At 65.8% G+C, this 24,802-nt stretch carries 22 protein-coding genes; 13 read left to right on the forward strand and 9 right to left on the reverse strand.

Features of this window, described 5'->3' with window-relative positions:
• The first annotated feature begins 40 nt into the window (after nucleotides 1–40).
• From ACP7AR_RS14800 to ACP7AR_RS14810, 3 genes are read left to right on the forward strand one after another with little or no spacing between them, the layout of a single operon-like run.
• Nucleotides 41–568 carry a tripartite tricarboxylate transporter TctB family protein gene (locus ACP7AR_RS14800; RefSeq protein ID WP_426187296.1) on the forward strand — a complete coding sequence of 176 codons (528 nt, stop codon included), beginning with the start codon at nucleotides 41–43 and terminating at the stop codon, nucleotides 566–568.
• Nucleotides 565–2,214, forward strand: coding sequence for a tripartite tricarboxylate transporter permease (locus ACP7AR_RS14805; RefSeq protein ID WP_426187298.1), 1,650 nt, complete (start codon nucleotides 565–567; stop codon nucleotides 2,212–2,214). Before ACP7AR_RS14800 ends, ACP7AR_RS14805 begins: the two co-directional genes overlap by 4 nt.
• Entirely contained in the window at nucleotides 2,211–3,080 is an 870-nt protein-coding gene (locus tag ACP7AR_RS14810; protein WP_426187300.1) for a dihydrodipicolinate synthase family protein, read from the forward strand. The genes ACP7AR_RS14805 and ACP7AR_RS14810 overlap by 4 nt, the downstream gene beginning before the upstream one ends.
• A gap of 7 nt (nucleotides 3,081–3,087) precedes the next feature.
• On the opposite strand, the gene ACP7AR_RS14815 is transcribed toward ACP7AR_RS14810, so the two are convergent.
• Nucleotides 3,088–4,002: a hypothetical protein gene (locus ACP7AR_RS14815; protein WP_426187302.1), complete on the reverse strand. Its 915-nt coding sequence runs from the start codon at nucleotides 4,000–4,002 to the stop codon at nucleotides 3,088–3,090.
• Between the two features lie 60 nt (nucleotides 4,003–4,062).
• On the opposite strand from ACP7AR_RS14815, the gene ACP7AR_RS14820 reads away from it, so the two are divergent.
• The 4 genes from ACP7AR_RS14820 (at nucleotide 4,063) to ACP7AR_RS14835 (ending at nucleotide 8,619) form a co-directional block, all read left to right on the forward strand.
• The gene (locus ACP7AR_RS14820; RefSeq protein ID WP_426187304.1) at nucleotides 4,063–5,220 is read left to right on the forward strand and encodes a DUF4185 domain-containing protein; all 1,158 of its coding nucleotides are present in this window, start codon (nucleotides 4,063–4,065) and stop codon (nucleotides 5,218–5,220) included.
• 143 nt (nucleotides 5,221–5,363) lie between these two features.
• Nucleotides 5,364–6,728, forward strand: a complete 1,365-nt coding sequence (locus tag ACP7AR_RS14825; protein WP_426187306.1) for an ABC transporter substrate-binding protein — start codon at nucleotides 5,364–5,366, stop codon at nucleotides 6,726–6,728.
• A gap of 99 nt (nucleotides 6,729–6,827) precedes the next feature.
• Nucleotides 6,828–7,724: a carbohydrate ABC transporter permease gene (locus ACP7AR_RS14830; RefSeq protein WP_426187308.1), complete on the forward strand. Its 897-nt coding sequence runs from the start codon at nucleotides 6,828–6,830 to the stop codon at nucleotides 7,722–7,724.
• A 1-nt stretch (nucleotide 7,725) separates the two neighbouring features.
• The gene (locus ACP7AR_RS14835) at nucleotides 7,726–8,619 is read left to right on the forward strand and encodes a carbohydrate ABC transporter permease (protein ID WP_426187310.1); all 894 of its coding nucleotides are present in this window, start codon (nucleotides 7,726–7,728) and stop codon (nucleotides 8,617–8,619) included.
• Between the two features lie 33 nt (nucleotides 8,620–8,652).
• Here the strand turns inward: ACP7AR_RS14835 and ACP7AR_RS14840 are convergent, their stop codons facing one another.
• The 3 genes from ACP7AR_RS14840 to ACP7AR_RS14850 are packed head-to-tail and all read right to left on the reverse strand — an operon-like array spanning nucleotide 8,653 to nucleotide 11,606.
• Nucleotides 8,653–9,681: a lactonase family protein gene (locus ACP7AR_RS14840; protein WP_426187312.1), complete on the reverse strand. Its 1,029-nt coding sequence runs from the start codon at nucleotides 9,679–9,681 to the stop codon at nucleotides 8,653–8,655.
• Between the two features lie 25 nt (nucleotides 9,682–9,706).
• Nucleotides 9,707–10,453: an SDR family NAD(P)-dependent oxidoreductase gene (locus tag ACP7AR_RS14845; protein ID WP_426187314.1), complete on the reverse strand. Its 747-nt coding sequence runs from the start codon at nucleotides 10,451–10,453 to the stop codon at nucleotides 9,707–9,709.
• A gap of 7 nt (nucleotides 10,454–10,460) precedes the next feature.
• On the reverse strand, nucleotides 10,461–11,606 hold the full coding sequence (locus ACP7AR_RS14850) for a glycoside hydrolase family 172 protein (protein ID WP_426187316.1): 1,146 nt from the start codon (nucleotides 11,604–11,606) through the stop codon (nucleotides 10,461–10,463).
• A gap of 155 nt (nucleotides 11,607–11,761) precedes the next feature.
• Here ACP7AR_RS14850 and ACP7AR_RS14855 point away from each other — a divergent pair, with 155 nt between their 5' ends.
• The 4 genes from ACP7AR_RS14855 (at nucleotide 11,762) to ACP7AR_RS14870 (ending at nucleotide 18,580) form a co-directional block, all read left to right on the forward strand.
• On the forward strand, nucleotides 11,762–12,745 hold the full coding sequence (locus ACP7AR_RS14855; RefSeq protein ID WP_426187318.1) for a LacI family DNA-binding transcriptional regulator: 984 nt from the start codon (nucleotides 11,762–11,764) through the stop codon (nucleotides 12,743–12,745).
• A 105-nt stretch (nucleotides 12,746–12,850) separates the two neighbouring features.
• Nucleotides 12,851–14,362: an FGGY-family carbohydrate kinase gene (locus tag ACP7AR_RS14860; protein WP_426187320.1), complete on the forward strand. Its 1,512-nt coding sequence runs from the start codon at nucleotides 12,851–12,853 to the stop codon at nucleotides 14,360–14,362.
• Entirely contained in the window at nucleotides 14,355–16,949 is a 2,595-nt protein-coding gene (locus tag ACP7AR_RS14865) for a GH116 family glycosyl-hydrolase (protein ID WP_426187322.1), read from the forward strand. Before ACP7AR_RS14860 ends, ACP7AR_RS14865 begins: the two co-directional genes overlap by 8 nt.
• Nucleotides 16,946–18,580, forward strand: a complete 1,635-nt coding sequence (locus ACP7AR_RS14870) for a fucose isomerase (RefSeq protein ID WP_426187324.1) — start codon at nucleotides 16,946–16,948, stop codon at nucleotides 18,578–18,580. Before ACP7AR_RS14865 ends, ACP7AR_RS14870 begins: the two co-directional genes overlap by 4 nt.
• A gap of 106 nt (nucleotides 18,581–18,686) precedes the next feature.
• Here the strand turns inward: ACP7AR_RS14870 and ACP7AR_RS14875 are convergent, their stop codons facing one another.
• Nucleotides 18,687–19,256, reverse strand: coding sequence for a TetR/AcrR family transcriptional regulator (locus tag ACP7AR_RS14875; RefSeq protein WP_426187326.1), 570 nt, complete (start codon nucleotides 19,254–19,256; stop codon nucleotides 18,687–18,689).
• 72 nt (nucleotides 19,257–19,328) lie between these two features.
• On the opposite strand from ACP7AR_RS14875, the gene ACP7AR_RS14880 reads away from it, so the two are divergent.
• Complete coding sequence (locus tag ACP7AR_RS14880; RefSeq protein ID WP_426187328.1) at nucleotides 19,329–19,901, forward strand: dihydrofolate reductase family protein; 573 nt, start codon at nucleotides 19,329–19,331, stop codon at nucleotides 19,899–19,901.
• A gap of 73 nt (nucleotides 19,902–19,974) precedes the next feature.
• On the forward strand, nucleotides 19,975–21,354 hold the full coding sequence (locus ACP7AR_RS14885; protein ID WP_426187330.1) for an FAD-dependent oxidoreductase: 1,380 nt from the start codon (nucleotides 19,975–19,977) through the stop codon (nucleotides 21,352–21,354).
• Here ACP7AR_RS14885 and ACP7AR_RS14890 read toward each other — a convergent pair.
• The 4 genes from ACP7AR_RS14890 to ACP7AR_RS14905 all read right to left on the reverse strand — a co-directional run bounded on the left by ACP7AR_RS14890 (nucleotide 21,311) and on the right by ACP7AR_RS14905 (nucleotide 24,798).
• Nucleotides 21,311–21,964: a Pr6Pr family membrane protein gene (locus tag ACP7AR_RS14890; RefSeq protein WP_426187332.1), complete on the reverse strand. Its 654-nt coding sequence runs from the start codon at nucleotides 21,962–21,964 to the stop codon at nucleotides 21,311–21,313. The two genes, ACP7AR_RS14885 and ACP7AR_RS14890, sit on opposite strands and share 44 nt — an antisense overlap.
• 108 nt (nucleotides 21,965–22,072) lie before the next feature.
• A complete protein-coding gene (mgtE, locus tag ACP7AR_RS14895) occupies nucleotides 22,073–23,443 on the reverse strand; it encodes a magnesium transporter (RefSeq protein WP_426187334.1) in 1,371 nt (456 codons plus the stop codon).
• A 315-nt stretch (nucleotides 23,444–23,758) separates the two neighbouring features.
• Nucleotides 23,759–24,415, reverse strand: a complete 657-nt coding sequence (locus tag ACP7AR_RS14900; RefSeq protein ID WP_426187336.1) for a hypothetical protein — start codon at nucleotides 24,413–24,415, stop codon at nucleotides 23,759–23,761.
• A complete protein-coding gene (locus ACP7AR_RS14905) occupies nucleotides 24,412–24,798 on the reverse strand; it encodes a MarR family winged helix-turn-helix transcriptional regulator (RefSeq protein WP_426187338.1) in 387 nt (128 codons plus the stop codon). The genes ACP7AR_RS14900 and ACP7AR_RS14905 overlap by 4 nt, the downstream gene beginning before the upstream one ends.
• Nucleotides 24,799–24,802: the final 4 nt, after the last annotated feature.

Here is a 24,802-nt window from a genome sequence, read left to right on the forward strand (position 1 = left end):
TCGGAGTCGTTTCCGACCTCCGCACAGCCGGAGGAAGCACATGTCTTCATCAGAAGTCGCCGACAGCGACGAGTACCAGGGTGCGACGCCATCGCGTGGGCTCGAGATCGCGTTCGCCGTGGTGGCGCTCGCGGTGACCGCCGGATACCTGGCTCTGACGACCCAGATCTCCCTCAGGCGGGAGGCCGCCCCCGGCCAGATAGATGCGCGGTTCTGGCCGATGGTCCTCGCCGTCACCGGTATCGTGGTGGCGATCGTGCTGCTCGTCATCGCGATCACCCGCCCGGCCGCCGGTCGTGAGGACATCGAGCGCATCCAGCCAGGTGGCGTCGTCAGGGTCGTGACGACCCTGGTGATCTCGATCGCATTCATCGCGCTGTGGTCGCTCGGCAGCGTCATCCTGTTCGGTTACCGCATCGAGGTGTTCCCGATCGCAGCCGCCCTGCTCATGGCCGGCCTCATGCTCGTCTACGGGCACCGGCGCTGGCTGAGTCTCATCATCTACACCGCATCCATCACGGCGTTCATCTACGTCGTGTTCGGGATGCTGCTGAGGATCCCGCTATGACCCCGCTGCTGGAGGGGCTGAACTCGCTCCTCGACGTCTCGATCCTGCTGTACATGCTCGTCGGCCTGCTGCTCGGCTTCATGGTCGGCGCCTTCCCCGGCATCACAGCCACCATGGCCGTCGCGCTGGCGGCCGGCTTCACGATGACGCTCGAGCCGGTACAGGGCCTCGCGGTGCTGCTCACGATCTACGTCGCCGCGAACTTCGGCGACCGGGTGCCGTCGATCCTCATCAACACGCCGGGTACGCCCGCATCGATCGCCACGACGCTCGACGGCTATCCGATGGCGAAGCAGGGAAGGGCGGGTCTCGCCCTCACGATGTCGGCCATCGTGTCCGCCGTCGGCATCCTCGCCTCACTCATACTCTTCGCACTCGCCGCCGTGCCGATCGCGAGCTTCGCCCGCGATTACTTCAAGTCCCCTGAGCTCTTCGCGCTCGTGGTGTTCGGCATCGCGATCATGATCGGCATCTCTTCGAAGTCGATGCTCAAAGGCATACTCGCCGGCGTCTTCGGCCTCATGCTCGGTACCGTCGGCACCTATGCCGCGACGGCTGACAAACGCTTCACCTTCGGATCGCTCGATCTCGTCGAGGGTGTGAACTTCATCGCCGTCATCATCGGCCTCTTCGGCATCGCGGAGCTGTTCGACCAGTTGCTCACGTATCGCAAGAGCAACGTGCGACCGATCTCGAGCCTCGGACGCTGGTGGCCGAACAGGTCCGAGTTCCGGCAGAGCGGCCGTGCGACAGCGGTCGGCGGTGCGGTCGGCCTCGGTGTCGGCCTCATTCCCGCCGCTGGCGGCGACATCGCGGGGCTCATCGGTTGGGAGCGTGCCCGCAAGGCGTCCAAACACCCGGAGATGTTCGGAAAGGGCTCGATCGAGGGTGTCGCGGCATCCGACACGGCATCCAGCGCGACGCTCGGCGGATCACTCACCACGACGATGGCGCTCGGCATCCCGGGTGACTCGGTGATGGCCGTCATGATCGGTTCGATGATCATCTGGGGAATCACACCCGGCCCCACGCTGTTCACCGAGCGCCCGGATCTCGTGGTCTCGATCGTCGGGATCATGCTCGTGGCCACGCTGCTCTCGCTGGTGCTGAGCCTGGTGCGGATGAAGGGCATGGTGAAACTGCTCGACGTGCCGCAGCCCTACCTGTGGAGCGGCATCCTGATCTTCTGCATCATCGGCACCTATGCGACATCGAACAGTCTCTCGACGGTCATCACGATGCTCGTGTTCGGGGTCATCGGTGTGCTGCTCAAGCGCATGCAGGTGCCTGCAGGACCCGTCGTGCTCGGCCTTCTCCTCGGACCGCTCGCCGAGGAGAACCTGGCCCGCACCCTGGCGATTCTGCCGACCCGGCCGTTCTTCGAGGTAGTGAGCCCGATCGCTATCGTGCTGCTCGTGCTCGCCGTGCTCTCGATCGTCATGCCGGCGATCCGCGCCGCACGCAAACCCCGCGCCGAGCGCGCGTCGTTCGCCGATTCCGTGCTCGACACTGCGAGCCTCGCCCAGCTCTCGAAGGCGCACGATGAGCTCGCCGCCGACCCTGACCTGCTCACCTCGACGGTGCGCAATCCGCCCGCGGTGAAGGCCCGCCGTCCTCGCAAGAACTCCAAGGAGAACAAGAAGTGACCCGTTACGACATCCTGACCGCGATCCCCACGGCGTTCCACCGCGACGGGAGCCTCGACCTCGATGGGTCGCGTGCGATCTTCCGCTTCGTGGGGGAGTCAGGCAACGAGGGCGCGTTCGTGCTCGGGACGACGGGGGAGTTCCCCGCGGTGGACGTGGCGGAGTTCACGTCGCTGGTCGAGGCGGCGCTCGAAGAGCTCGCCGATCACATGCGTGTCGTGGTACATGTCGGCCAACCCAGCGCGTTTGAAGCCGTGCGGCTCACGCGGATCGCTCGTGGCCTCGGGGCGACCGAGTTAGCCGCGCTCACGCCGTACTACCTGAGGTCGACCGACGATGCGGTGTTCGACTATTACCGTGCGGTGTCGGATGCCGTCGGTGACGGGCGGCTCTACGTGTACATCTACCCGGCGCGCAGCGGCAACCCCGTCTCGCCGGACCTGCTGGTGCGCCTGTCAGGCCTGCCGAATGTCGTCGGCGCGAAGGTGAGCGAGCTGTCGCTGGAAGACATCGCCGCCTACCGCGCCGTCGTCCCCGAAGACTTCGAGCTCTACACCGGCGCCGACCGCGACCTCATCGCCGCCGTCGAGGCCGGCGCCCAGGGCGTCGTCTCCGGCGTCTCGTCGGTCACGCCGAAGCCGTTCCGCGCGCTGGCAGATGCTGCGCGTTCGGGAGATGGTGCCGCAGTCGCTCACGCTCAGGACGCCGTCGACGCGGTCGTCTCGCTCATCGGCGGTGACATGGCGCGCATGAAAGAGGGCTATCGCGTGCTCGGCGTCACCGACACGCACTGCCGTATGGCGATCGCCGAGCCGACGGATGCCGAGCGCGCCGACGTGCGACGGGTGGTCGAGCAGTACCGCTGAGCGGCGGTCACTCCTCTAGCGGCTCGACCGAGAATCGGAATGCGGCCCCTTGCCGGAATGGCTCCACGATCTCGAAGTTCTCGTAGGCCGGACCGCCGGGGATGGGTGAGGCGCTCGCCCAGTATGACCATCGAGCGTTCACGAGTGCCGCAAGCTCTGGGTGCGGATCATCGACGACCCATGTCTGCCGCGCCCGGCGGCCGAGGAAGTGCCAGTGCGCGGCCGTGTCGTCGGAGTAGACGACTGACCACGGGTCGGCCTCATCGCCGATGGCGCTGACGATGGCGGCATCGTCGACACGCCGCAGCTCGGATAAGGCGAATCGCGCGTGCTCAGCGAAGCCGGTGCCCGCGAATCCGGGCCAGAGCTCCGCCGGTGCCACTGTGCGGTCGGCGAGTTCCAGGATGCGCAGTCTCGCCCAGTTGCCCATGGTCGCGCTGAGAACCAGATGGCTCAGCCGGGCGGAGGCCTCATCGGCGAATCCAGCTACCTCTACTTCGTGCGGGCGGTCGAGCCGGAAACGAACGCGGACGCGAACCACGGCCCCGCTATCGAATTGCTCGACGCCGATCCAGATCGTGAGGCATTCGACCCCATCGATCTGATCGATCACGCCCGGCGCGATCTCGCCGGGAGAAGCGTCGGGCGCATCCATCGACCAGAGACGCTTGCCTCGCTGCCCCGGATCGAGCGTGCTCGGCTCGAGCTCGGAGTATCCGCGCTCCGTCTGTCCATCGACGATCGGTTCGATCGCGATGAAGTTCACCAGACGCTCTCTGGGGTGGTCGAGGTATGAAGTGAAGATCCGCAGCAGGCCCCGGGGTCCGGGGATCGGCGGGATGCCCAGTTGCATGCCGTCGGCGTGTCCCCAGCGAGGCTCGGTGGCGCCATCGTGTCCTGGTCTTATCCATGGAGAATGCATGCCGGATACGCTAGCGGTCTGAAATCGATTTCGCTAGAGTGGCGCTGATCGAGGAGGATCATGCGACATGAACGCAGCGCAATTCGCCGGACAGCAGCCGCGTCGTCTGCTCTGTTGGCCATCGTGCTCGCGGCCTGCGCAAGCGGGACGAGCGTGACCGTCGACCCGAATCCGGACAAGCCGTTCGCGCTGGCCGGCGTTTCAGACCTCACCGAGATCGCTCAGCTCACGGGCCCTGACGCCATCAACGACACCGCATCCGTCTCCGTCGCCGGGACGGATCTGGGCTCGATGACGAACGTCGGCGACAGAACGTTCTTCTTCTTCGGCGACACGTTCGGAGAACGAGATCCTGAGTCGATCGGAGGGCAGGGCGGATTCTGGCGCTCCAACGTCGCCGCCTGGACGACCGACGCAGATCCGAGCGACGGCATCACATTCGACGACTGGGTGACTGATGACATCGGACTGGCGGCCGCGCTCATCGAGGGTGATCACGACGCCAACGACGCAGAAGGCGAGGTCACGAAGATCCCGACCTACGGGTTCGCGGTGGGTAAGACGATCTACGTCTCGTACATGTCGGTTCGACATTGGGGTGAGCCCGGTGCGTGGGATGCGAACCACTCCGCGCTCATAGTCTCGCGCGATGACGGCGCTTCATGGACCCAGGTCGATGGTGTGCAATGGCCGGGCGACTCGAATTTCGTCCAGTTCGCGACGGCCCCGGTGATCGAGGGCGGTGAGGAATACATCTACTTCTGGTCGATTCCTTCAGGGCGTTTCGGTGATGTGCGACTCATGCGCGTGCCCGCGTCGGAGGAGGCGGTGGAGGATCAGGCTTCGTACGAGTACTTCGCCGGCGCCGAGGGTGCGGATGCGAATTGGAGTTCCGAGATGGCGGATGCCGCGCCGATCGTCGAAGGAACCGTCGGCGAACTCTCCGTGATGTGGTCGACGTACCTGGAGCGTTGGATCATGACCTACTCGGATGCCGGCAACGCGCACATCCGCGAGGGCCTCACGCCGTGGGGGCCGTGGGGTGAGCCCATCGAACTGGTCTCCGGTGCCGAGTATCCCGGGCTCTACTCGCCCTATCTCAACCCGCGATACGTGTCGGGCGACGGGAGAACGATCTATTTCACGCTGTCGCTGTGGGGGCCGTACAACGTGTTCTGGTTCTCCGCTGAACTCGAACAAGCAGAGCTGCCGCGATGATGGTTGCGCATGAAATCGATTTCGCCTATTCTGACGCTACCCGGTCAGAGAGGATCGACTGGCATGGGCGGGCGCACTTCTGGCGCCGGCCGAGCACACAGCAAAAAGACTCGATGGTGAGTCGCGTTCCTGAGGAGGAACCAATGAGAACGACACGCACTCGTCGCACCGTCATCGCCGCTCTCGGTGCGTTGACCGTCGGCACGATGCTGGCAGGCTGCGGATCCGGGACGCCCGGTGAGGCCGCAGGCGACGGCGGAGGAGAAGCCGGAGTAACGACCATCCAGTTCTGGCACCGGACATTCACTCCGGTCGAGAACGAGTGGTACGAGAACATCGTCAAGAAGTTCAACGATTCTCAGGACGAGATCAAAGTCGTCGACACCGAGGTCCCTGCAGACGCCTGGGATCAGAAGATGAAGGCCGCACAGGCCGCAGGCAAGGCGCCCGACGTCTACACCCACGCCGGCAGCATTCAGGACGCCGTGAACGCCGGGCAGTTGCACGACCTCGATTCGATCGTCCCGAAAGATGCGCTGGCAGAGATCATCGATGCGGCGAAGCCGGTCTCGGAGATCGACGGGACGTTCTACGCGTATCCGCTCCTGCTCGAGCCGCAGACCGTCCTGTTCTGGAACAAGGATCTGCTCGACGCGGCAGGCGTCGACTCGGAGAACGGCCCAGAGAGCTGGGAAGACCTTATGGCGGCGTGCGCGAAGATCCAGCCCACGCTTGCATCAGGCCAGTACTGCATCTCGCCCGCGCAGGACGCGGCCACCTTCGCCTGGTCATCCGTCGGGCAGCAGTACAACTTCTCCGGCCACACGGCACTGACCGATGACTGGACGGCGCCGAATATCGATGACGATGGATACCGGGCGATGATGGAGCAGTACAAGACGCTCTGGGACGAGGGCTACATGCCCAAGCAGCCGCTCGCTGCGTACGTCGAAGGCAAGGACTTCGGCGAGCAGAAGGTCGCCTTCAAGGTGTCCGGTTCCTGGATGATGTCCGAGATCGGTTCGGACTACGCCGACCTGCTCGGTAAGACCGGAATCGGCGCATTCCCGAACGCACCCGGCTCCGACGACCGCACAGCCACCACGCTGGGCAACTTCAAGTGGGTCGTCGACGCGAAGAGCAAGAATGCCGACGCCGCCGGTGAGTTCCTCTCCTGGGCCATCGCCGGCGACCCGGAGAATGTCGTGCCGTTCTTCGTCGACACCCAGTTCACGAAGGTCCCGGTGCGACAAGCGGTGCAGGATGCCGTCGCCGAGAGCGACGGCGCAGCCGATGCGCCCTGGTCGGATGTCATCGTCAACGAGATCGCACCGAACGCGATCCCTGAGCCCACATACCCCTGGGACGTCTCCCTCGCCGTCGGCACCGCTTTCGAGTCGGTCATGAAGGGCGCAGCATCCGCCGACGACGCCATCAAGACTGCGAACAACGCGATTCAGACCGTGATCACCCGTGATGGTCTGCCCGAGAAGGCACCGAAGAACTGACAATGCTCACGTCGGGGGCCGGGTCATCCCGGCTCCCGAACCGTGATGCACCCGAACTACGAGGTGGACATGGCCAGTCAAGCTGTGCAAGAACGCCGGATGACCCGGCAGAGGCAGAACCGGCATCGATTCCGGGACGACAAGATCGCGTACTGGTTCCTGGCACCGCTGGTGGTGCTGCTGGGGATCTTCGTGATCTGGCCGGCGATCTACGCGGGCTACCTGTCGTTTCAGGACTGGAGCTTCTACAAGGACCCTGAGTTCGTCGGGTGGAAGAACTTCGTCGATGTGATGTCCGACCGGCTGTTCTGGGCAGCGGTCGGTCGAGGTTTCGTCTTCGTGGCGATGACTGTGCCGCCCATGCTGGTGCTCGCATTCCTCTTCGCCAGCCTCGTGGTGAGCGTCGGAAAGAAATTCGCCAGCTTCCTCAAGGTCAGCATCTACATCCCGACGATCATCTCCGCAGTGATCACGTCGATCATCTTCGTGCTGATCTACGACTACTCCGGCGGCCTGCTCAATTGGTTCCTGGCGTTCTTCGGGATCGACCCGATCGCGTGGATCGGCGACCCGGCGTGGGCGCTGCTCGCCATCGCGGTCCCGGCGATATGGCTGGGAATGGGGCTCACTTCGCTGATCATGGTCGCAGCAATGGTGGACATCCCGCAGGAGTTCTACGAGGCGGCCGCGATGGAGGGCGCGAACTGGTGGCAGAAGACCGCCTACATCACGCTCCCGCAGATGAAGAACATCCTCCTGTACCTGCTCATCACCGGCTTTGTCGCGGCGATCCAGCAGTTCGAGCTTCCGCTCGTCATGACCAACGGCGGCCCACTGGATTCGACCATGCTGCCGAACCTGTTCATCTTCAATCACTTCCGCAACGACATCAACGTCGGCTATTCGATCGCCGCTGCGCTGCTGATGTTCGTGGTGCTGGGCACAGTCTCGGCCGTGGTCTTCAGATTCGTCAACTCGGAGAGGCTGGTGGACTGAGATGACCATCGTTCAGGAGACGACTCGAATCGTCCTCGCGGGCAAAGAGCCCAAGCGCAAGCCGCTGCCGCGCACTCCTGGCTCGTGGCTGGTGCTCGTCGGCAAAGTGCTCGCCGGGCTTTTGTTCCTGGTGGCAGCACTGTTCCCGCTGGCATGGATGGTGATCGCCGGATTCAAGTCGAAGACCGAGGTCATCCAGACGCCGTTCCAGTTCTTCCCCGAGGTGTGGAAATGGCAGAACTACGCGCAGATCCTGGCGGATCCCACGTTCACGCTCACGATGGGCTGGACGTTCCTCGGTGCCGTCCTGTTCACGCTTCTGAGCCTCACGGTCAACTCGGTCGCCGCGTACGCCTTCGCGCGACTGGAGTTCCGATTCAAGAGAACCATCTGGACCATCGTCATCACCACGATGTTCATCCCCGGCATGACGATCCTGCTCACGAGCTTCATCGTGGTCACCAGGCTCTCCATGCTCGACACCCTCGCAGTGCTGGTTCTGCCGGGCGCCGCGAGTGCTGCGACGGTGTTCTTCATCCGGCAGTTCTACCTGAACATCCCGGCAAGCCTCGAGGAGGCCGCGATGCTTGACGGTTGCGGCCGACTGGGCATCTTCGTGCGGATCTTCCTTCCACTGTCGAAGCCGCCGTTCGTCGTGATGGGCATCACCTCGTTCCTCGCGTACTGGAACTCCTACGTCTGGCCGATCATGACGATCACGACTCCGGAGCGCTTCGTCGTGCAGCAGTACCTGGCGACGTTCCGCTCGGAGCGCTCGACCGAACTGGGGCTGCTCATGGCGGGCTCCGTACTCGCTGCGGCGCCGGTGATCATCCTGTTCCTCATCTTCCAGCGCCAGATCATCGGCAACATCAAGATGGCCGGCCTCAAATAAGGTTGATCCGCGGGACACTGGGGCGGTGACGACTCAGGCGAAGCGGACCCAGTTCGCGCCGTGACCGGTCTCGATCTGCTGAAGGAGTTCGAGATCGCCGTCGTGCACGGCGTAGAGCGAGATGGTCGTCGACAGTTCTCCTGCGGCCACGAGGTGTGCGCCGTTCGGGCTGACCGCGAATCCGCGCGGCTGCGTCTCGGTCACGGTGAAGCTCTCCGGGGCGGACAGCGATCCGTCGTCGGCCACTGCAACCGCGCCCAGGGTGCTCTCGGTGCGCTCGGAAGACCACAGACGCCGTTCTCCGCCGCCGAAGTGCAGGTCGGCTCCCCAGATGTAATGGTGCTCGAGTGGATCCGCGCCGAAAACGCTGTGGTCGAGGTTCTTGGTCGTGTCATAGGCGGTGCTCGCGCCGCGGAGCGTGAGCTCCCCGCTGGTGATGTCACGACTGTAGTGAAGCACCTCGCCGGAGAACTCGGTGAGCACGTACACCGCATTCTGCGCCTCATTCAGCACGAGGTGTCGAGGGCCGCTTCCGGTCGGAGCGGCGACAGTCTCCGGCTCGAGAGGCACGAGCCGAACGCCGTCGACCAACGTGTATTGCGCGACGAGGTCAGCGCCCAAGGAGACGAAGTAGGCGAAGCGGCCGTCGGCGCTCGGCAGCACTGCGTGCAGGTTCGGAAACTCGATCCTCGAGACGGGCTCACCCACGATGCCGTCTGCAACGGTGCAGCTGATGCCGTATCCGCCGCCGTATGACGCGCCGAGCAGACTCTCGCCATCCCGCGTGAGGGCGAGGTAGTTCATCCCGCCGTCGGGGAGGTCGAGGCGGGACCTTGGCGTCAGCCGTCCACTTTCGCGGTCGAGCGAGAGGGTGAGGATGCCGGCGGGTGCCCCCTTCACTCCGGCATGGACGAGATCGCGCGCGGTGTCGACGGCGAAGGTCGAGCATCCGTCGAGTCCGTCTGTGACGGCCAGGCGTTCGAGTCGCCCGCCTTCGAGGCGGAAAGAGCTGAGGGAGCCGTCGCCCGAGTTGGCGACCAGGACGAGCGAGGAGTCGGTCATGTCTCGATCGTACGGCGATCAGGACTCACCAGACGGTGTAACCGCCATCGGCGATCACGTCGGAACCGGTCATCAGGCTCGATGCCTCTGAAGCGAGGAACAGGATGATCGATGCGACCTCGTCGGGGGTGCCGAGGCGGCCGGTGGGCGTGCGCTCGCGCCATACCTCACCGAGCGCTGGTTCCCGCTCCAACAGTGCGGCGGTCAGGTCGGTCGCGATGTAACCGGGGGACACCGAGTTCACACGTACGCCGCGGTCAGCCCATTCCCCGGCGAGCGTCTTCGTGAGGTGCATCACCCCGGCCTTCGATGCGTTATAGCTCACCTGCTTCTGCGGGAAATTGCTCACCGAACCGCTCATCGATGCGATGTTGACGATCGCGCCGCGACCAGCTGCGAGCATGTGACGGCCGAAGGCCTGGCACACGTGGAATGTGCCGGAGAGATTGACGTCGATCACTCGCGTCCAATCCTCGGCAGACATGTCTTCGGCGCTCGCGGAACGCACGATGCCGGCCGCGTTGAGCACGACGTCCGGGGCGCCGAGCCGCGCGGTCAGCTCGTCCGCGACGGAAGCCACGGCGGGAGCGTTCGTCACGTCGACTTCGACGAACTCCACATCGTTGTCCGCCTCGCCACCTGCGAGATCGAGTACGACGACCCGGGCTCCCTGTGCGAGGAACCGGCGGACGGTGGCGAGCCCGATGCCGCGCCCTCCTCCGGTGGCGACGACGAGCTTGCCATTGAGGTCGGGGTAGATCGCGTCATTCATGTCGGGCTCAGTCCCGCGGAGCGCGTGACGGCGTCGCGCCGAGGTCGGGGACCGGAGCGGTTCCTAAGTGAACCTCCAGGTCATCGGCCGTCGGCGACTTCGGCCGGCGTGCGGTCGGGCGGTCGAGGTAGAACAGCGCGGTCGACGCGATGTCGTCGCGCAGCGGGAGATAGCGCCAACCGCTGCGCCATCCGAGCGCCTGGATGTCGACCTTCGGGACGCCTGTGGCGAAGTGGATCGGGTCGAGCAGGTGCCAGCGGTACATGCCGAAGCGCTGCTGACTCACGTAGAGGCCGTCAGGTCTGATCACCTGAGGCATCCCGAGGTACGGCGTGGAGAACTCGGTGTACCCCTCGCCCGGGATGTCGAAGTTCCACGCTCCGCCGAAGTAGTCCTCGGTGCCGGTGCCGGCGATCGTCGGGTAGTCGGTGTCGTCATCGAGGTAGAACTTGATCTCGCCCTCGCCCCACCAGCCGTTGGAGTTGACACCCCATGCGATATAGGTGCCGACGTACTGGCCCTGCCCCTCGATTCCTTCGAGGATCACGTGCGGCGTCATGTCCTCGAGAGGGTTCGAGCGGCGCCACTGAGCGTGGAAGTAGGCGTCGTTCGAGTAGTCGCCGCCGATCTCGTACGTCACCTGGTAGTAGATGCGCACGTCGACGGTCGAGGTGTTCTCGACGGTGAGGCGTGCGCCGTCGCGGAACGGCATCGGCCAGTACGAGTTGAAGCCGCCATGCGGATTGGCGGCGATCGTCTGCGAGTTGACCTGCGCGAAGACACCCCAGCCATTGCAGAAGAAGTCGCCGTATGGCACTTCGACAGCGGGTTCCGCCGCGCCGTCCCAATAGGCGCGGAGCAGCAGCGTGCGCCAGTTGTCCGTGTGGGTGGTGATCCACATATGGGTGATCTTGCCCGCACCCTGAATGTTCGCGAGATCGAAGGTCTCGCCGGCCTTGATGTCGACGCTCGGCGAGATCTTCCAGCCCGGACCGAGATCGCGTGCGCACTCGGCGCCGGTCCCGGTAGTGGCACGCCCGCCGCCGCCGACAGAACCGTCGAAGTTCTCGGGTGAGATCGATCGGGTCTGCACCGGGCGCAAGGCGGCGATCGTCGCCAGGTCAGAGGGTGAGAGGGTCATCTCTTCGTTCACGTCCTTGTGTCTATGTGGATGCGCGGTGGTGATGCGCCGGCGCAGCGAGATCGTGACCACTGTAATCGATTTCAGATTCGAGCGCCACAGAATGTCCCGCCCGCGATACTGTTGCTTCACCCCCGGCGGAGCCGGAGTGTGCAGTGAGGGTGGGCATGGCCACGATCTATGACGTCGCAGAGCTGGCCGGTGTGTCTCCGGCCACTGTCTCGCGCGTGTTCAACGGTACGAGCGTCTCCGTCGAGAAGTCGAAGGCGGTGCGAGATGCCGCGAAGCAGCTGAAGTTCGTTCCGAGCCGCACGGCGCGCACGCTGCGACGGCAGAGCTCGGAGGTCATCGGACTGATCATCCCCGACATCGAGAATCCCTACTTCACGGAGATGGCGCGCGGGGTCGAGGATGTCGCTTCGGAGGCCGGGTACTCGGTGGTGCTGTGCAACACCGACGCGCAGGTGGACAAGGAATCGACCTACCTGCAGATCGCCATCTCGGAGAACATGTCCGGCGTGATCATCGCGACTGCGTCTGAACAGTCCGATCTCGACCTGATCCTGGCGACCGGCAGACCGGTCGTGGCGGTCGACCGCAGCACGTCGTACGACGTCGATGGCGTGGTCATGGCGAACCGTGCGGCGGGCACATCCGCGACCAACGCGCTGATCGACGCCGGATATCGGCGGATCGCCTATATCGGCGGGCCGGAGCACATCGATACGGCCGCCGAGCGTGCAGCCGGGTGGCGGTCTGCCCTCGCCCACGCATACCCCGAGGCCGACCTCGACGCGCTGCTGCGCTTCGCCACCTTCCGCGTCGACGGCGGTCGAGAAGCGATGGAAGAACTGCTTGCGAGCCCAGAGCCTCCGGACGCAGTCGTCGCCGGTAACAACCTCATCGGCGTCGGTGCGATCCAAGTGCTCACAGAGCACAGCCTCACGCCTCCCAAGGTCGGTGTCGCCGTCATCGGCTCGCTGCCTTTCACGACCCTCTCCCCGACGGCGGTCACGGTCGTTCGGCTGCCTGCGCGCCACATGGGAGTCACAGCGGCCAAGATGCTGCTGGAGCGGATCGGCGGCGACGAGCAGCCTTCGCGCACGGTCGTGCTGCGCAACGAACTGCAGGCGGCAAGCGTTCTTCGCTGAGCATCGTCGCAGCTGTTCCTTCTTCTGCAGCATCTTCTCCGCTTGCGGCATGAAATCGATTTCGCGTACAGTTGCGTAGAAGATCCGCGTTCAAGGAGGACCGCCATGCACTACTCGCTCGGAGTCGACATCGGCACGTCGAGCACCAAGGGCGTTCTGGTCGGCGCGGATGGAACGATAGCCGCATCCGCAACGCGTGCCCACGACGTCGATCGCCCGCACACCGGCTGGGTGGAGATGGACGCGCGCATCTGGTGGGACGAGTTCGTCAGCATCACGGCGGAACTGATGGCGACCGTTCGGCAGACTCAGGGATCGGATGTCGAGATCACCGCCGTCGGAGTGAGCGGCATGGGCCCGTGCGTGCTGCTCGCGGATGCGGACGACGAGCCGGTTCGCCCCGCGATCCTCTACGGTGTCGACACGCGCTCCGGCGCGCAGATCGCGAGAATGACCGACGAACTCGGCATCGACGAGATCACGCGGATCGGCGGATCGACTCTCACATCCCAGGCCGGTGGCGCGAAGATCGCGTGGATCTCGGATGAAGAGCCCGATGCCTGGGCCGATGCGCGCCGCTTCTTCATGCCCGCATCCTGGCTCGCACGCAAGCTCACCGGCGCGTATGTGCTCGATCACCAGTCCGCGAGCCAGACGTCTCCGCTCTACGACATAGAGAACGAGACCTGGTACGACCCGTGGTGGCAGCGGTACGCGGCCACGATCGAGCAGCCGCGGCTCACGTGGGCGGGCGAGATCGCCGGCGAGGTGACGGATGCGGCGTCCGAGTCGACCGGTATCCCCGCAGGTACTCCGGTCATCACCGGCACGATCGACGCATGGACCGAGGCTGTCAGCGTCGGCGCCCACGAGGTCGGCGATCTCATGCTCATGTACGGTACGACGATGTTCCTCGTCGCCACCGGAGAGCAGACGCTGCGTACCCCTTCGATGTGGACCACGGCCGGGGCGTTCCCCGGCACGCGCAATCTCGCGGGCGGGCTCTCCACGTCCGGCGCCCTCACAGCGTGGCTCAAGAACCTCACAGGATCCGATTATCAGGAGCTGCTCGCCGAGGCCGAGATCTCGGGTCCCGGCGCCAGGGGGTTGCTGATCCTGCCGTACTTCGCGGGAGAGCGAACGCCCATCCAAGACCCGGACGCTCGCGGAGTCATCGCGGGACTCACCCTCGAACACGGTCGCGGCGACCTGTACCGCGCCGCACTCGAGGCGACGGCGCTGGGAGTGCGCCACAACGTGGAGACCATGCGTGCGGCCGGCGCAGACATCACCCGCATCGTCGCCGTCGGCGGCGGAACGCAGGGGCAGCTCTGGCTGCAGGTCATCTCCGATGTGACCGGACTCGTGCAGGAAGTCCCAGAGACCACGATCGGCGCCAGCTACGGTGCAGCGTTCCTCGCTGCATGCGCCATCGCATCCGATGGTGCGGCACCCGTGATAACCGACTGGAACCCGATCACCAAGACGATCACGCCGAACGCCGAGCTCCGCGCCTTCTACGACGCACTCTTCGATCGCTACGTGCGGCTGTATGAAGGCACGAAAGACGTCTTGCACGAGCTCGCCTCTGACCGAAGAGGAATCTCTCATGAGTGAGCGTCACCGGGGGAGTGCACCGCGTCGCGCGCGTGGCATCCCGCACACCTCTCAGGCCACAGCATTTCCGCTCGGTGGCATCGGCACCGGAAACGTGTCGATCGGCGCGCGAGGCGAGCTGCGCGACTGGGAGTTCGAGAACCTGCCGGACAAGGGCAGACGGAACCCGCATTCGTTCTTCGCCATCCACGCATCGCCGGAGGACGGCCCGGCGGTCACCCGGGTGCTCGAGGCGCGGCTCGAGGGTCGTCATGACGCGGATGCCGGGTATGCCTTCGACCAGCTCGCCGGGCTTCCACGACTGGATTCGGCGACGCTGTACGGCGAGTACCCGGTCGTCGACGTCGACTTCGCCGATGAGGTGCTGCCCGTCGAGGTGACTCTTCACGCGTTCACACCGTTCGTGCCGCTGGACGCGGATGCCTCCGCAATTCCCGCCGCCGTGCTGCGCTACCGCGTCAGCAACCCCGGTGATGCGGCGGTCGCGGTGACTGTCGTCGGCAGCGTGTCGCACACCGCCGGTCGGGCTCGGCCCGGCTCGAACGAACCGTGGGGCATGCGCGGCACGCAATCCGTGACCTGGCGAGATGACGGCGACGTGCGCGGGCTCGACTTCGGCATCGATCTACCGCAGGACGACCCTGGTTACGGGACGCTGAGTCTCACGACGACGGATGTCGCGACCACAGCGAAACCGCAGTGGGTCACGAGTTACTGGCCCGATGGGGCGCGACTGTTCTGGAACGACCTCGCCGACGACGGGATGCTCGCGTCCGAGCCCCGGTTGACCCTGGAAGATCGTCCACGCGGGCTGTTCGCCGAGCTCGACGATGAGGCCGCGGCGAGTTTCAGCGAAGAGGAGATGATGGCGCGGCTCCCGCGCATCCGCACCGGATCTCTCGGTATCTTCCACTCGATAGCGCCGGGCGAGAGCTTCGACTTCGAGTTCGTGCTGTCGTGGAACTTCCCGAACCGCGCCCGTGGATGGCACGGCCACATCGTCGCCGCGGACGGGGAGATTGCCGGTGCCGACGTCGTCAAGAACCACTACGCGGCCCTCTGGCCGGACGCCTGGTCGGCCGCCGCGTACCTGCACTCGCACCTTCCGGCCCTCGAAGCGAGCACTGATGCCTTCGTCGACGCGCTGTACGGCAGCACCCTCGACCCCGCGCTCACGGATGCCATCGGGGCGAACATCGCGGCGATCCGCTCGACGACCGCTTTCGTGCTGGAATCTCCGAATCCCACGCTCGGTGATGGCCCGGTGTTCGCCGCGTGGGAGGGGTCTTTCGATCACTCCGGTTCGTGCGAAGGCACCTGCACGCATGTCTGGTCGTACGCGCAGACCCTCGCCTGGTTGTTCCCTGCGCTGGAGCGCAGCGCACGTCGCGTCGAGTACCTGCTGGAGACCGATGAGGCAGGAGCGCAGAAGTTCCGGGGAAATCGCGTCTTCGGTGGACCTTCGTGGTTCATGGGGCCGGCGGTCGACGGTCAGCTCGGGACGCTCCTGCGCCTGCATCGTGAGTGGCGATTCAGCGGGGACGACGACTTTCTCGCCGAGCTGTGGCCTGCGGCATCCCGCACTCTCGACTACGCCGCGCGCGAATGGGACCGCGACGGGGACGGCCTGCTCGACGGCGAGTTGCACAACACGTATGACATCGAGTTTCACGGCATCGAGCCGCTCGCGAACGGGATCTACATCGCCGCACTCCGCGCCGGAGTGCGCATGGCATCGCACCTCGGCCAGGAGGAGAAGGCACATTCGTGGGCGTCGAGAGCCGACCGCGTCGCCGAAGCCATGGACGGCGTGCTCTGGAACGGCGAGTACTACCAGCAGGTCATCGACGATCCTGACAGCCATCGCTACCAATACGGCGACGGTGTGCTCTCGGACCAGCTGCTAGGACAGTTCCATGCTTTCGTGGGCGGTCTCGGGTACATCCTGCCGAAGGAGCATGTCGACTCAGCGCTCGCAGCGATCGTCAGACACAACCACCGCCGCGACCTCTCGGCGCACGAGAGCACACAGCGCGTGTATGCCCTGAACGATGAGGGCGGTCTGCTGCTGGCGTCTTGGCCGGATGGCGGCCGTCCGGCGATCCCGTTCGTGTACTCGGACGAGGTCTGGACCGGAATCGAGCATCAGGTCGCGGCATCGCTGCTGTTCGCCGGACGCGTCGATGACGCGCTGCTCATAGAGCGGACGCTGCGGGCTCGCTACGACGGTGCGCATCGAAGCCCCTGGAACGAGATCGAGTGCGGCAATCACTATGCACGCTCTCTCGCCTCGTGGGCACTGCTGCTCGGCGCGAGCGGAGCGCAGTGGGATGCGCCGACCCGTACCCTCGCCTTCGCCCCGGCATGCGACGCCTCTGAACCGTTCCGCAGCCTGTTCACCACGGGCGCAGGGTGGGGGAGGGTCGAGATCGATTCATCCGGCCTGACCCTCCACCTCGACGGCGGCACCCTTGACATCGACGAACTGCATTTGCACGGCATGAGCCTCGCTCGCAGCATCCGTCTCGTCGCCGGTGATTCTCACACTGTGCGACTTCCACTGACCCCAACCCCGGAGGAATCATGACCAGCTACACCCTTCCCGCCGCGGCATCCCGCCCGGCATCCGCCCCGAAGACCGCATACCTGATCACGTCAGGCGACCTGCGCGAGTCGGCCAACACCGCGGGGTGGGCGACGCAGGCCGCACTCGAAGCCAGCGTCACCGGCGTCTTCAACGACCTCGGCTGGAACGTCATCCGTGCGTTCGAGGTCGATCCAGAGACCGGCCACGGCTACATCTCGAGCCAGCGCATGGGCATGGAGGTCTTCAAGAACATCCCGACCGATGCTCCGCTGATCGTCGCGATCGCCAACTGGCAGTACTCGCACCACGTGCTCGCAGGCCTCCGCACGCACGAGGGCCCGATCCTCACCACGGCGAACTTCGCCCCGGACTGGCCAGGGCTGGTCGGACTGCTCGGCCTGAACGCCGGACTCACCAAGATGGGCAAGCCGTACTCGACGACCTGGTCGGTCGACTTCTCCGACGACTGGTTCAAGACGACCATCAAGGAGTGGATCGAGACCGGCAAGATCACCCACGACTACTCGCACGTACGCGATCTGCCGGCGCTGCCGGACAGCCCCGAGAAGCAGCTCGGTGAGGCGCTCGCGGCTCAGCTGCGCGATGAGAAGGCCATCATCGGCGTCTTCGACGAGGGCTGCATGGGCATGTACAACGCCATCTTCGATGACGAGCTGCTCAACCAGACCGGCATCTACAAGGAACGCCTGTCTCAGTCCGCGCTGTACGCCGAGATGCTGAACGTCGCCGAGGGCGAGGCGGACGCCGCGTACGACTGGCTCGTCGATCACGGCATGACGTTCCGCTACGGCGAGGACGGCGCCACCGAGCTCACCCGCGAGCAGGTGCAGTGGCAGATGAAGATGTACATCGCCGCCCTCCGCATCGCGGATGACTTCGGTCTGGATGCCGTCGGCATCCAGTACCAGCAGGGGCTGAAGGATCTCGTCCCGGCATCCGACCTCGCCGAAGGCATCCTGAACTCGACCGAGCGTCCCCCGGTGACCAGCCGGGACGGGTCCCGGGTGCTCCACGAGGGCCGCGCCTTCCCGCACTTCAACGAGGCCGACGAGGGTGTCGCGGTCGACGCACTGGTCACCGATCGTGTGTGGCGGGCGATGGGCCTTGTGCCGGACAACACGCTCCACGACGTGCGCTGGGGCGAGGAATACGACGGACAGTTCGTCTGGGCTTACGAGATCTCCGGCTCCGTGCCCGCTTCTCACCTCGGCGGCTGGGACAAGGCAGAGGGCTGGCGCCAGGGTCACGTCTTCTTCCCGGCAGGCGGCGCCACCCTCAACGGCGTCTCCCACCCGGGCGAGGTCGTGCTCTCACGCGTCTTCATCGCAGACGGCATCCTGCAGGCAGACATCTTCCGTGCGTCGGTCGTCGAGCTGCCGGAGGAGGAAACGCAGCGCCGCAAGGCCGTGACGAACGAGGAGTGGCCTCTCGCGCACGTCGTGCTGCACGGCGTCTCGCGCGATCAGTTCATGGCCCGCCACAAGGCCAACCACGCGCAGCTCGTCTACGCTCCCGACGCCGAGACCGCCGACAAGGCGCTCATCGCGAAGGCGGCCATGTTCGATGGCATGGGCATCAAGGTGAACCTGGTCGGCGACGTCGCGATCTGATCGAGCCTCCCGCGCGAGACCGAGTCTGCCGCACGAAACAGAGTGTGTGAAGACCTGTCTCGTGCGGGAACCTCGGTCTCGGTGGAGCTGCGTGCTTCAGGTGCGATCAGCCGGGCAGCAGCCCAGCGACGAGGGCGTCGACGACTTCGTCGGTCGGGGTGCCGGGGTCGATGGGGGAGGTGAGCCGGTCGAACACCAGACCCTCGATCGCGTAGTGGAACAGCGCCACCTCGCGGCGACCGCCGGGGAGCCCGGCCGCCTCGTTGAACGCGATGTCACCCTCGAAGGCGGTGCGCTGCCATTCGCCCAGTGAAGCGGCGAGTTCCGGGCGCCGTGCTGCGTCGAGTCTCAACTCGTAGAGCGCGAGCGTGACCTCTCGGTTCGTGGTCAGGCGGCGCACGATGTCGCGGATGTAGTCGGCGAAGAGCGCGCGACTGGGCTGCTCGGCCGCACGAGCCGCCAGGTCTTCCGGCGTCGGTGCCAGCCGGATGCCGATGCGCTCGAACAACCCGGTGATGAGCGCTTCCCGGCTGCGGAAATAGTTGGAGGTGGTGCCGATGGGCACGCCGGCCTCTGCGTCGATGGCGCGATGAGTCAGACCGCGCGAGCCCTCCCGTGCCAGCACCGCGATGCCCGCATCGGCCAGGAGTGCTCGCCGTGTCTCGTTCTTCGCCATGAGAACGACACTAGCGCAACCACTGCACCTGTTGTAGTCTCCAATCACTGCACCTGTAGTTATTGGAGAATTATGCGAGAACTCACCTATTACGTCGCCGTGAGCATTGACGGATTCATCGCCGGTCCTGACGGCGAGTTCGACCGGTTCCTGTCCGAAGGGGACCACGCGTCAGGCATAGCGAAGAAGTACCAGGGCACCGCCCCGACCGACCTCGCCGAGCGCGCAGGGTTCCCGATCGACGGCGGCCCGTTCGACACCGTGCTCATGGGGTGGAACACCTACGCCGTCGGCTTGCCTGAGCTGCCGAACCCCTACCGCCATCTGCGGCAGATCGTCTTCACGCGCGGACACGTAGCTCCCCAGGGCTCCGAAAGCGTCGAGTTCACCGACCGTGATCCCGTCGAGGTGGTCCGCGAGCTGAAGGCCGAAGAGGGCAAGGGGATCTGGCTCTGCGGTGGCGGGGCGCTCGCCGCGGTGCTGCAGGACGAGATCGACCGCCTCGCCCTCAAGCGCAATCCGATGCTCTTCGGCGATGGCGTGCCCCTGTTCGAGAGGCGCGATTACGCGCCGGCCTCCTTCCGACCCACCGGCATCACGCCGTACGAGTCGGGCGTCGTACTCGCCGAGTACGTGCGCGGCTGAACGTCAGCGGCCGCCAGGTCTACGTCGAAGCGTGATCTTCGCCGGGAGCAGGTAGTGTGGCGACACGATGAGGATGACGCGTCGCCAGCTGCTGATCGGCGCCGGAGCAGGAGCTCTCGGGGTGCTGCTCGTTTCCTGCACCCCGGAGCCCGCCCCGACGCCGACCGGGACGCGCACGCCGACACCATTGCCGACGACGAAGGTGCCTGCGCCGGCCGCGAGCATGCGCAGCTCTTGGGCCACCGACCAGTACTCGCGTGGCGCGGTGAGCTTCACGCGCATCGGGGTGCAGTCGGACACGCGCGCGACGCTGGCAGAGCCGGTCGGAGGGCGGGTCTACTTCGCGGGCGAAGCGACGGACGTCGACAATCCCGCAACGATCGCCGGAGCCATCCACTCCGGCGAGAGCGCCGCGATGCGATTGCGCGCGACCGTGACGGACGGTGAACGGATCGCCGTGATCGGCGCAGGCCTCGCCGGCGCGACGGTCGCCTCACAGCTCGCCGATCTCGATATCGAGGTGACCGTCTTCGAGGCGCGCGATCGCGTCGGTGGCCGCGTCCACTCGCAGCTCGATGACGATTGGCCGATCCCGGTTCAGCTCGGCGGATGGCTCGTCAGCCCCGACGACCACAGCGATCTGGCGGAGACGGTGGATCTGGCATCCGCGCTGTGGCGTTCTCCGGAAGGCGACATCGAACCGGTGGCCAACGCTCCGTTGGAGACCGCGATCGCCGCAGCGCAGGCTCTCCCTGCTGATGTCTCACTGGCCGAGGCCCTTGTCGCGAGCGGTGCAGACCCGGAAGAGCCGGACCTCGCCGCACTGCTCGCGTACCTCGCAACGACCTCGGGTGCTGACGCGGACACGCTTTCCGCCTGGTTCCCTCCAGCGCTGCCACTCGCCGCATCCACAGGAATCATCGGTGATCTCGGTGCGTTCGTGGAGGAGCAACTGGGAGACGCCCAGCTGACGCTGTCGTCGCCGGTGGCACGTATCGCCTACGACGAATCGGGTGTGAGTCTGAGGCTCGGAACGGGTGAGTCGACCTCGTTCGACCGGGTGGTGGTCACCGTTCCGCTCGGAGTGCTGCAACGTGAAGGCATCGAGTTCGCGCCCCCGCTGCCCTTCGCGCACCGTGGCGCATTGAACGCCCTCGGCATGGGGCACATCGAGACGATCTGGATGCGCTACGACGAGCCGTTCTGGGACACCGAGGCGACGATCTGGCATGTCGTCGGTGACCGACAGAGCGTCGGCAGCGGGTTGACGCTGGAGAACGCGGTGGCGGTGCGGACCTGGATCAACCTCTTTCCTGTCACCGGAGAGAACCTGCTCGTGGGTATCGTCGGTGGTGTCGACGCGGAGAGATTCGCCGAGCTAGAAGAAGAAGGCGCGCTGCTGTCAGCACTCACGTCCCTCGAGCTGTTCCTGCCATCCGACGCGACGGGCTGACCCGGCTGATCACGGCGAGCACCGTGGCGATCAGCGCGAATATCGTCAGCGCGAGTCCGCTCGTGATGAGGAACTCGCCTATGCCGCTGACCTGACGCAGGTCGAGGAAGTAATACGGATACCAGCCGATCATCGGCCCGCGCCACATGGTCACGCCGCCCCATACGAGGGGGAAGACCAGTGAGCCGGGGATGATCCACCACGGCACGGACCGGTGGCCCGGCGTGAGGGTCCACGCGATCGCTGTCAGCGCGGGTAGCCAGAAGTGCAGCACCTGGTCCGACCACGGCACGTCGACGCGGATGCCGCGGATCCCGGCCTGCCAGACGATGAGTGCGAACGCGAGTCCAGCGGTGATCGTCCACGTCAGCACGAGCGAGAGGGCGACGCTGAACCATCGCGGATCGTCGTCGCGGCGGAACGCGATGATGCCTCCGATGACGAGCAGGGCGACGAGTGCGCAGTTCGATTCGACGGTGAGGTACGCGAAGAAGTTGCGTCCGGCGATCGTCTGCGAACTGAGGCCCCAGAACAGCCGGTGAACGAGTGCCGTGAGACACACGGCCGCGGTGACAAGGCGAAGCGCGCCGAACATGGTTCGTGCCTTCACTGCCGCCAGCCTCCCCTTTCGACGCGGGTCCACGTCATCCGGCGATTCTACGTAGGACTTCCCCGGTGTCGAAGTCGAGGCTCGGTGACACCGGGTCGGCTCTCCGGGTCAGATGCCCAGTATCGCCTTCGCGATCACGAAGTAGATCACCAGCCCGGTGGCGTCGACGAAGGTCGTGATGAACGGGTTCGAGAACACCGCCGGATCTACACGGATCATCCGCGCGACCAACGGCATGATCCCGCCGATCGTCGCAGCCACGGCACACACCGCGACGAGGGTGCAGCCGATCACGAGTCCGATCTGCCAGTCGTACACCAGCGCGGTGATCGTGAAGCCCAGCAGGCCGAGCAGCACGCCGAGCGAGAGTCCCACCCGCAGTTCGCGGGTGAGTACGCGCACCAGATCCCGCGGACGCACCTCGCCGAGCGCGAGCGCGCGGGTCACGGTCGTCGCGGCCTGGTTGCCCGTGTTCCCTCCCGTGCCGATCAGCAGCGGCACGAACAGGGCGAGCACGGTGAGCTGTTCGAGCGTCGCCTCGAAGACCGACAGCACCTTGACAGTGAGCGTCGCGCCAACGGCGAGAACCAGGAGCCACACGACGCGCGAGCGCACGATCCGTCGGATCGGCGTCGACAGGTACGGACGGGCCAGCGGCTCCACGCCACCTTGGCGGGCGGCATCCTCGCTCTCCTCGCGCTTGAGGATGCGCGCGGCGTCGTCGATGGTGAAGATCCCGACAAGGCGATGCTCACTGTCGACCACCGGGACTGCGAGCAACCCGAGATCGGTGCAGTCGCGAGCAGCGGCCTCGGCTCGGGAGTCGGCCGGAACGGTGTGCGCGTCCTGCATCAGCGACTCGACGAACGCGTCGTCATCGGCGGCCAGCAGGTCGCGGAGGCTGACGACGCCGACGACGCGTCGCGCGTGATCGGTCACCGGGAGCGTGTAGATCGTCTCTGCATCGGCGATGCGAGAGCGCATGCGTCGCAGCGTCTCGGCGGCTGTGAGATCAGGGTGGGTCGTGACGTACTCCGGGCTCATGCGCCGACCGATCGAGTCCTGCGGGTACCCGAGCACTGATGCGGTGAGCTCCCGCTCCCGTGCTGAGAGTCCGCGGAGCAGCCTCGGTGCGACGGATGCGGGCAGCTCATCGAGCAGCCAGACCCGGTCGTCCGGGTCCATCTCGGCGAACAGCGCGGCGACTTCCGCATCCTGCAGACCCCGCACGAGTTCGCCCTGCAGCTCAGGAGAGAGTGCTTCGAAGACCTCGACCGCCAGCTGCTTCGGCAACAGCCGGTAGACGACAGCGCAGTCTCGCGGGTTCAGTCGTTCGAGAACCTGCACGACCTGCCAGGTCGGCACCGGCGACAGGCTGGCGGATGCTGCGGCCAGATCGCGCTGCGAGAGGCTCTGTTCGATCAGGTCGAGAAGGTCTGCGGTGTCGACGTTCTGGGTGGGGATCTGCTCCGTGTTCATGGAGGGCTTCTTTCGGGCAGGCCGACAAGAAGCGCAAGAGGAGGCGCTGAGGGTCGTCGGCTGGACGGATGAGTCGAAAGCCGGACACTCGCAGGATGCGTCAGAGGCTGGGCGCCTCGAATGCGATGGCGGGGTCCGGATGCTGATGGCAACTATCACCACTCATGGGAGTACCACCTCGCTTCCGTCTTCGCGGACCGCCTCAGATGCGGTCGAGTTGCAGCAGAGGATCTCCCGCTGCCTCCGCCAATGTAGTCCATCAGGATGGATGTTCGCCCGCGCGCCGTGCATGCCCGGAGGGCGAGCGGCGCTGCCTCAGTCTGCAGCGAGAAGGAATGGGCGTGTGGCATCGAGGAATGCGCGCGGATCGTCGGCCCAGATGCGCACCGAGGTCACCAGATGCTCACCACCCCGCGGCGGCAGGCCTGGTAGGCGCACGGCATACGGCCGCTCCAGTTCGATCTCGAGGTTGGTCTCGTCCTGCATCCGCTCGGCGTATTCCGTGCCGACGACCCTCGGCTGCTTGGGTTCGTCGATCCGCCTGTTGATCGCGACGGACGCGATCTCGTTCCAGGGCACGGCGACGTCGATCTCCAGACCGTTACGCACCTGGATGCCATCCGGGCCCACCGCGTGCGGGCGCAGCAGCATCGCGCAGAGCAGTCCGATCATCCAGGTGAGGCCCCAGATGCCGATGATCAGGAACGTGATGCGCACGGCAGGCCAGCGGTGCACGATCAGATCGATGATCGGAAGCTCGACCGCCGACAGCACGATGAGGACGATGAGGATCGTCAGCACCGGGTGGTGATATCCGATCCCGGTGCCTCCGCGCGGCACCGCCGGCCTGCGGGCGATCGCCCTGCCGATGCTGGCGTAGATGCGCAGCTCAGCCATCAGTGCGCGGTGCGCGAGGGAGAGGAGCCTTCGCCACAGAGATGGGGAGGACGTGCCGATCATGACCGTGCTCATGGTGCGCTCTCGGCTTCCGCGACAAGCGTCGCCAGGTGATCTGCGAGGGCGGCGACGCCGCGCTCGACCGCGTCACGGTCTTCCGGCGCGATCGCCGAGACCAGGGTCTGGTTGAGCTCGACGTGCTCCTGCTGCATCCGGGTCATGGTCGTGACGGCGCTGGAGGTGAGCTCGACGAGCACCGCCCGCCGATCCGTCGGGTGCGGTGCGCGGCGCACGTGGCCGGAGCGCTCCAACCCGTCGACGAGGCCGGTGATGTTGCGGGGGCTCACGGCGCAGAGCTTCGCCAGTGTCTGCTGCGTGGAGGGGCCGGCATGCTGCAGCACCCACAGCAGATGCACGCGCGCCGGTGTCAGCCCTGTGCCGTCGAATGCGCGCGCCATGTCC

The sequence above is a fragment of the Microbacterium sp. TWP3-1-2b2 genome, from assembly GCF_049896145.1.
In the GTDB taxonomy this organism is placed as follows: domain Bacteria; phylum Actinomycetota; class Actinomycetes; order Actinomycetales; family Microbacteriaceae; genus Microbacterium.